The following is a 6,220-nucleotide window of genomic DNA, read 5'->3' on the forward strand; positions in this document are numbered from 1 at the left end:
GCAGTNCCCGGGCCCTGGGCGGCGGGCGCGGCCGGGTACGGCGCGCTCCGCTCCGGGCCGGCCGGCTGCGCGTGCCGCCCGGCCGACGGCGCGGGCTGCGGCGGCGGAACCGGTGCCTGCGGCACGACGGGCCGATCCGCGACGGGCTGCGGGGGCACGACGTTCCCGGGCGCGACGGGCTGGGGCGCGCTCGCCCCGGGGGCCAGCCGCGGCGGCGCGGGCACCTGGCGCGGCAGGCGCTGCGCGGGCGGCTGCGGCGGGCCCGCCACGATCGGCTGCGCCTGCACGTCGCAGTACCGCAGCTCCTCGTCCGTGGGGTTGAGCACCACGTCGAACGGCGCGCGCCGCCCGATCCGCACCCGCACCGCGGACGGCGACACCTGCTCGACGACGAGGTCGGCGTTCGCCCGCTGCGGGGCGCTGCCGGGCGCGCGGAGGGTGAGCATGGTGCGCTCGGGCACGGCGTCGGCCGGGGCACCGTCGAAGACGGTGATATCGGCCGGGCGGCCTCCGGGGCCGTCGGCGAGCCGGAATCGCGCCGGGTCGGCCAGGGTCGCGGCGAGCGTGGCCCACTGCGCCGGACGGTCCGTGTGCACGGCGACCGACGCGCCCGCACCGACGGAACGCAGCAGCACGAGCTGCAGGGGGATCAGCTCGGTCGCGAACTCCACGACGAGCGTCTCGGGAACGGGCGAGCCGTCGAACAGGGGCAGCGCGACGGCATCGGTGCCGGCGATGCCCCAGACGGGACCCGCCGGGCCGACGGGGATCTCCACGCCACCGAGGCCGTCCAGCGGCGCCGACGGCAGATCGACGATGCTGGACCCGCCGCCCGGCAGCGTGCCGCGGGCGAGCTCCATCTGGCGGCCCGGCATCGGCACGAGCGCGTCGTCGAGGTTGTCGACGATCGGCACCGCGGTGTCGTAGCGGACGAGGCCGCTGATCTCCACGGGCGCCTGGGCGTCGGCCTTGCGCATCCGCAGGACGACGGAGGTGCTGTCGCTGTCGAGGCCCCACCAGCGGTCGAGCTTCTCCGTGCTGGTGCGGACCGGGTCGATCAGGTACGTGGTGGCGAAGTCGGCGCCGTGCGCGATGTTCTGCCAGTTCTCGGTGCCTCCGAGCGGGTCCGCGCCGAAGGTCATGCGCGTGTCCAACCGGGCGAGCTCCGCGGCGGGCAGCACCCGTGCCCGGATCAGGCGCTCCTGCAGCCGCTGCTCGAGCCGCCGGGTCGCCGCCATGAGGGCCCGGGGGCCCGCCGTCCGCGACGGTCCGCGGCGCACGATGCCCGCCAGGTTGCGGCGCGTGTTCACGCGCAGGATCAGCCAGGTGGACCGCTCGGCCATCGCGGCGTAGAACCGGACGCCCTGCGAGTACGAGGCGCGGTAGGCGGGCCCCGGCGGCACACGACGGCCCACGGAGGCCACGTCGATGTCCACGTCGAGGCCGTACTGCGTCATCATCGTCGCGAGCAGGTCCAGCGGCACCGTCTCCGCGGCGAAGGCCCGGCCGTCGCGCAGCCGGGTCTCGGCGGCGTCCGCCGTGAGCTCGATCGCCGAGACCAGCTCGAAGCCGTCGCCCTGCCGGACGCCGACGCCGTCGACGTCGATGACGCGGCCGGGGATGCCCCCGGCTGCGCGGCGCCGGCGGCGCAGGTACCGGGCGCGCGCGCCGATCTTCTCGCTGAGCACGGTGCCGTGCACCGAGACGAAGGCGACCACCGCGCCCAGCACGATGAGCGTGATCACCGCCCACAGTGGCCAGGCCCCGCCGACCAGCGCGAACAGGCTCGCCGAGAGCACCGCCCACACCAGGGCGCGACGCAGCGAGATCCGGATGCCGACCGGCCGCCGCAGCCGCGCGATCGCGGGGTGCGTCGGGACCGCGGCGTCCGCCGGGGCGCCCGCCGCCGGACCACCCGTCGCCGGGGCGACCGCCGTCGAAGTCTCCGTCATCACGACCTCCGCTTCCGGCCGGGCCGCGTGAGCGCGACCACGCCACCGATCACCAGGAGCACCACCGCGCCAGCGCCCGCGACGATCGCCGCGGTCCGCCGCGGCCGGGTGTCCGGATCGGGCGGGGGCGGCGGGACCAGCAGCTTCTCCACCGACTGCGGGTCGATGTCCGTGTCGATGTCGGGGACCTTCGCGGTCAGGGCCGCCACCGGGTCGATGAGCCCGCGGCCCACCGTGTTGTCCGTGCCGCGGCCGGGCGCGTGCGCCGTGGCCACCAGCCGCGCGGCCGCGCGGGACGCCGACAGCTGCGGGTACCGCGAACGCACCAGTGCCGCGGCGCCCGCGGCGTAGGCCGCCGCGAACTCCGGCCCGGCGAAGGGCACGAGGGTCCGCTCGAAGGGGGCGCCGTTGACCACGCCGTCGCCACCGCGGGAGTTCAACGAGACGATGCCCGCGCCGGGCGCGGACACGTCGAGCCACGGGCCGTTGAGCGACCCGGGCAGGGGCGTGCCCTCCGCCGTGGTGGCGCCGACCGAGAGCACCTGCCCGTCGAACCAGTTCGGGGTCGCGACGGTGGTCACCTGCCGCCAGCCGCGCGGATCGTCGGGCCGGCCGGGGTCCGGAGCGGGGTTCGCCTTGCAGTCGTTCGAGCCGACGGTGCCGCCCTGGCGGTCCGTCGCGCCCGCGCCGACCACGACCAGCGCGTCCTTGGCGCGCAGCGCGTAGGCCACGGCGCCCCCGATCTCGCGCTGGCGGAACTGGTTGTCGGCGGCCATGCACACGGGCTCGGGCACGACGATCACCTTCGCGCCGCGATTGGCGGCGCGCACGATGGCGCGCGCGATGCTGCGGGCGTTCACCGCGGCGCGGCCGAGGTTGGGGTCCGCGTCGTCGGCGGGACTGTTCTGCAGCGAGAAACCGGCGGAGTCGACGCGGATCGACAGGATCCGCGCGTCCGGGGCCATGCCCACGAAGCCATCGCCCGCGGCGGGCTGCGCGCCCACGATGCCCGCGACCAGCGTGCCGGTCGAGTCGCAGTCCAGCAGGCCGCGGTCGCCGGCCACCATGTTGTCGCCGGCACCGTCGAGGCCGCGCAGGCGGGCCTGGGGGCGCACGCCGGTGCTCAGCACCGCGACGGTGACCCCGGCGCCGGTGGAGAACCGGTGCGCCTCCTCGATCCGGAGGGTGTTCGCCGGCGCGGGAGCGGCCGCCAGGTTCGAGTTCGGCAGCACGCCGGGCTCGACACAGCGCGGGTTGTTGTTGCGCAACGGGCGCTCCGGGCCGTCGGTATCGGGCGGCGCGCCGCCGATGTCGGCGACGGGCGGCACGACGGCGCCGGAGACGGCCGGAGTCCAGCCACCGGCGACGACGACGAGGACGGAGACGGCCGCGACCGCGGCCGCCCTCGGGAAACGGAGCACGGACCCCAGCCCCTCTACTTCAGGAACGACAGGTCGAGTTCGCGCATCGCGGCGAACAGGCGGGTGCACCACAGCGCGAGCAGGACGACCGCGAAGATCGCCAGCTTCTCGCCGGCCTCGATGCGGCCGAGGAGGCGCGCCGAGAGCGGGCGGCCGTGGCCGCCGCGATCGGTGGACACGCGGTCCGCGAGCAGCAGGGCGCCCGCGCCGAAGCCCGCCAGCACGGCGGCGCTGAGCACGATCACGACGAGCCGGCCGAGGTCCGAGTCGAGCGCCCCGACGAGGACGACCGCCAGGCCGGCCGCGATGACGAAGCCCGCGACGAAGAAGACGGTGGCGTGCACCCGGTCATCGAGGGTGCGGCCGCGCAGCACGCAGATCACCGAGGTCAGGGCGGCGATCGCCACCTCGCCCCAGAAGTAGTGGCTGTGCGGCACGACGACGGTCAACGCGGAGACGACGAGGATTCCGGCGATCGCGACGTAGAAGCCGGTGAGCAGCTTGGCCGCGGTGCGGGCCTTACGCTCGAGGGCGGTGTTCTCGTCGGCGCGCGCCAGCTCGGTGGTGCTCTCGTCGTCGAAGGTGTCGACGTGGTACGCCGCGTCGAGCTCGGTGCGGTCGATGTCCTCGCCGGGCGGCGGGAGCGGGTCCGGCCGGACGCCGGCGAGCATGAGCGCCCAGCCCTGCGCCCAGTTCGCCAGCAGCAGGCCGCCGATCACGCCGATGGCGGGGATCGCGGGCCGGTCGAGCGACGTGTACGCGAAGAGCGCGCTCGCCACGACGGTCGCGGCCGAGGTGAGCCCCAGCGCGGCCAGCACCGCTGCGCCGAGGCGGCTCGCGCGGCCCAGCACGACGACGCCGATGAGCGCGAAGGTCGACCCCGTGAGGACGTTCGCGGCGGTGAAGGCACCGTCGACCCCGCCGTCCGGTGGGATGAGCACGAACCCGGCCGAGAAGAGCACCGGGATCGCGGCGAGTTGCAGCGCGTAGGCCACCTGCGGCGCGCGGTACTGCCGGTCCGCCGACAGGGCGGCGAGGACCACGGCGATCGACGCCAGCGCCGCCACCGGGAACCACCACAGCACGCTGGAGTGCGCGAACCAGGCGATGAGCACGAGCGCGGCGAAGACCGTCGCGCCGAGCACCAGGGCGAGCAGCCCCAGCGCCCGCGCCGTCGCGGATTCGAACCGGCGGAAGCGCTGCCGGCAGAACTCCTGGATGGCGTCCGCGGTGCTCTCGATGAGCGGCCGGAAGGTCTGCGCCGAGAAGGTCTCGGAGAGGATCAGCCGGTCCCCGTCGAGCACACCGGCGTCGGCGAGCGACTTGTCGCGGGGCAGCTGGGTGCCGCCCTCACGGGCGAAGGTCCACGCCCCGGAGGTCGAGAAGTCGTGGTCCGGGAAGATCTGCTCGAGTCCGGGAATCACGGAGTCCATCACGACGGACAGCCGGCGGCGGGCCAACAGGCTCCGCTCGACGGAGTTCTCGCCGATCTCGACCAGCACACGCACCTGCTCGGGGACGGCGGAGCGCCCCGGGCCCGCGCTCTCGGTTCCGGCGGGCTCCGGGGTGATCGGGAAGACCATCTGGCGTCAGCGTCCCTCTGTCGTGCGCACCTGCTGCAGCTCCGCGAGCTTCTGGGCGGCCGGCGGCTCGTAGCCCGAGTTGAAGCCGTCCGCCAGGTCCGCGGCCAGCTCCTCGAAGGCGCGGATCGTGCGCTTGCGGAGCAGGTCGATGTCGATCGGCTGGTCCGAGTCGAGGTGCGGGTCGTACGGGATCTCGTGCACGCGCAGCTTCTGCCCGGCGCGGAAGAGCTCGTCGAACTGCTCCACGGAGACGCTGCCCCGGCGCTTGGTGTGGTTGATGACCACGATGGTGTTCGCTAGCAGGCCGTGCCAGCCGTGGTGGCGCAGCCAGTCGATGGTCGCGGCCACCTTGCGCACGCCACGGGTGGTGGCGGACGCGGGCAGGATCAGCGCCGACGAGATCTCCAGGACGCCGGTGCCCGTGGTGGTCTGCAGGCCTCGGCCGGCGTCGACCAGCGCGAGGCTGTAGTGCGGGCGGAAGATCGAGTACAGGTCCAGCACGTCGTCGTAGTCGGCGAAGTCGCGGCCGTTGAACCGCCACGGCGAGGGCAGCACGTGCAGGTTGGTCGAGGTCACCGCGAGGTGCTTGTCCACCTGGTTCCGGTCCGAGAGGTCGCTCTGCTGGATCAACGTGCGCGCCGTCGAGCCGCCCTGGTGCCACGCGGTCACCTGATCCAGGTCACCGCCGTCGGGATCGAGGTCCAGCGCGACCACGTTGTCCGCGCGGGTGCGCTCCAGGATCTGACCGAGCGCGCCCACGAGCAGCGTGCCGCCGGCGTTATCGGCGAAGACGCTGGTCACGTGGAACTTGTTCTTCGGGACGCGGATGCGGTGCACCAGCTCCGCGTGCTCCTGGTCGTTCGCGCTCGGGCCCACGTCGAGGCCCATCTTGCGCAGCCAGGCGCGCCAGCCCGAGACGCGCACGGCGGCGTCCGAGAACCGGATCTGCTGATTGAAGGACGACGAGGCGGTCGACATCGGGGCCGACAGCGACTCGCCCATCGGGCGCATCGGGGCCTGCTGGTGCTGCGGAGCCATCGGGGCGGGCGCGCCCTGCACCGGGGCGGGCGCCTGACCGAAGGGCTGCGGCGACGCCGGCCGGTGGATCTGGCCCGACGCCTGCGACGCCGGGAACTGACCGGTCTGCGGCAGGCCCTGGAACNNNGCCTGNGTGTTCTGCGCCGCGGCGAGCACGAAGCCGTTCTGGCCGCCCTGCCACTGCTGCTGGGGCTGCTGCTGCGGCACGGGGGCCGGGGTCGGGGTG

3 protein-coding genes and 1 pseudogene are annotated in these 6,220 nt (G+C 74.8%); all 4 read right to left on the reverse strand.

The genetic code is table 11. The features are described 5' to 3' along the window. Window positions 1–6: 6 nt before the first annotated feature. Window positions 7–1,952 (reverse strand): annotated as a pseudogene (eccE, locus tag ACNAYW_RS24520) (type VII secretion protein EccE); the annotation flags it as partial. Then, window positions 1,952–3,373 (reverse strand): type VII secretion-associated serine protease mycosin, encoded by a 1,422-nt coding sequence (mycP, locus tag ACNAYW_RS24525; protein WP_415852208.1) that lies wholly within the window; start codon window positions 3,371–3,373, stop codon window positions 1,952–1,954. The gene mycP and the pseudogene eccE, both read right to left, overlap by 1 nt. A 14-nt stretch (window positions 3,374–3,387) precedes the next feature. Further along, complete coding sequence (eccD, locus tag ACNAYW_RS24530) at window positions 3,388–4,956, reverse strand: type VII secretion integral membrane protein EccD (protein ID WP_415852209.1); 1,569 nt, start codon at window positions 4,954–4,956, stop codon at window positions 3,388–3,390. 6 nt (window positions 4,957–4,962) lie between these two features. Then, a partial coding sequence (locus ACNAYW_RS24535; RefSeq protein ID WP_415852210.1) for a MinD/ParA family ATP-binding protein occupies window positions 4,963–6,118 on the reverse strand: 1,156 nt, incomplete at its 5' end. Window positions 6,119–6,220: the final 102 nt, after the last annotated feature.

The sequence above is a fragment of the Tsukamurella ocularis genome, assembly GCF_965138335.1.
Classification (GTDB): Bacteria; Actinomycetota; Actinomycetes; order Mycobacteriales; family Mycobacteriaceae; genus Tsukamurella; species Tsukamurella ocularis_A.